A 1787-nucleotide genomic window follows, 5' to 3' on the forward strand; every position below is an offset into this window, starting at 1 on the left:
CAGTGGTGGGCTTCGTTTGCCTCACCTCATTTAATATAGCTGACCTCTCTGGGAATGTCAACTACTTTTTCAAAAATTTTTTAGACTTTTTGGGAAATGGGTTGAAAGCTTTATTGGAACAGGGTTTTGCAAATCAGATTAATTGCAGTCTCCAGAAGTGGTTAGTTTCTATGGGACTGCCAATGTTTGACACTCTGCGTCCTAAAGGAGCGCAGATTCTTGATTCAACGAGTCCACTTAGACTAGATCCCTTGCAGTTTCTAACAAGCGAGGTGGTTCTCTCCTCAAGCGTTACTTAGGGAATGCCCTTCCCTAGTTGGATGATTCCCAATTTGTTTGAGTTTAAATTCTGTGTCGTGTTTCGACTACTTCGACTACTTCGACTACTTCGACTACTTCGACTACTTCGACTTACTTCGACTGCGCCCTTCGACACCGCCCTTCGACACCGCTCAGGACAGGCTCAGGACAGGCTCAGGACAGGCTCAGAACAGGCTCAATACAAGTCGCTCAGTACAAGTGCGCTTAACACAAGTTCAGCCCCCATGTAGAAGCGAAGCGGCTTCCCGAAGGATAGATTTTACCTATTCCTGGGTAGGAACTAGAACTATGGAATAGAACCCACCAATCTTCAATTGTCAAGGTACAGATTGCCGTTAGGCAGTTAGGTTTTTATACAGGTTGATTACCATGCCTGTTGAAAAACAATATATCATGACTGCCCCACGCATGGGCAATCCGTTCGCCTACATCCACCGCCTCAAGTACGATCAAGTATTTCCACCAAGTTCCGATACTTTATCGGGCGTGGTTTTGGCTCACTCGATTTTCTTATAAGTTGCAGAAAAATTTATAGTGGTGCGCTGTCAGGAACGGGCAGGATGCCCATCTCATAAGATGGGGGAATATATAGTAACAGCCTACTTGGTGCAACACTCAGCCATATTTGCTGTTTGGGTCGCTGCTTGTGAATCGAATTGGCTAAAATCAAAATGTTTAACCTATTTCTATTTACTGTCAGGTTTTGGCTACTTTATCTTGTCCTCGTTGTCATCAACTTATTGATAGTCAGGCTATCACTTGTCCTCATTGCCGAATAACTCTAAAAGCTTTTGGACATCCGGGTATTCCTTTGCATCGTGCTGTTGGCAATGACTATCTTTGTGAAACCTGTGTTTATCATCAGGATGATAGCTGTAATTTTCCCAAACGCCCTTATGCTCAAGATTGTACTCTTTACCAAAATTGGCAAGAGAGTCAGTTAGAACTGGAAAGGCAGACTAATAAAAGCTGGCTTCAACGAAATCAGGGTCTAGTGCTGCTCATAGCTATATTATTTGTCTGTTTGTTAATTTCTCTGACAACCTAAGTAATATAGTTAGGACATACGCACAAGTCAGGGTTAGTAGCTAGTTACTGTTTTCTTAACCAATACTAACAAATACTCACATTTACTGAAAATTTCCTGTCATCTTTTGGCTTTGTCACAGAATTACAGTAAAATCACTGTATGCTACTAGGATTCAAAACCCAACTCAAAGTTAACAAACAACAACGACTACTACTGGCGCAACACGCAGGAGTAGCCAGACACGCTTGGAATCAAGGTTTAGCACTTTGTCAACAGGTATTATTACATAACAAACTGCAACCAGAAGACAAAATCAAATTTCCCACAGCCATAGATTTACACAAATGGTTAGTAGCAGCCATTAAATCTACCCATCCTTGGTATTATGAAGTGTCTAAATGCGCCCCTCAATACGCATTAAGATATTTGTCAGATG

3 protein-coding genes are annotated in these 1787 nt (G+C 42.0%); all 3 read left to right on the forward strand.

Translation table 11 applies throughout. From position 1 onward, the window contains the following. On the forward strand, positions 1-299 hold a 299-nt coding region (locus tag H5968_RS25315), incomplete at its 5' end, for a hypothetical protein (RefSeq protein ID WP_222620809.1). Between the two features lie 725 nt (positions 300-1024). Then, a complete protein-coding gene (locus tag H5968_RS24880) occupies positions 1025-1369 on the forward strand; it encodes a zinc ribbon domain-containing protein (protein WP_096567566.1) in 345 nt (114 codons plus the stop codon). 141 nt (positions 1370-1510) lie between these two features. Then, positions 1511-1787 (forward strand): helix-turn-helix domain-containing protein (locus H5968_RS24885; protein WP_187042071.1); only part of this gene is annotated, 277 nt, incomplete at its 3' end.

It is taken from the genome of Sphaerospermopsis sp. LEGE 00249 (assembly GCF_014299995.1).
Classification (GTDB): domain Bacteria; phylum Cyanobacteriota; class Cyanobacteriia; order Cyanobacteriales; family Nostocaceae; genus Sphaerospermopsis; species Sphaerospermopsis kisseleviana.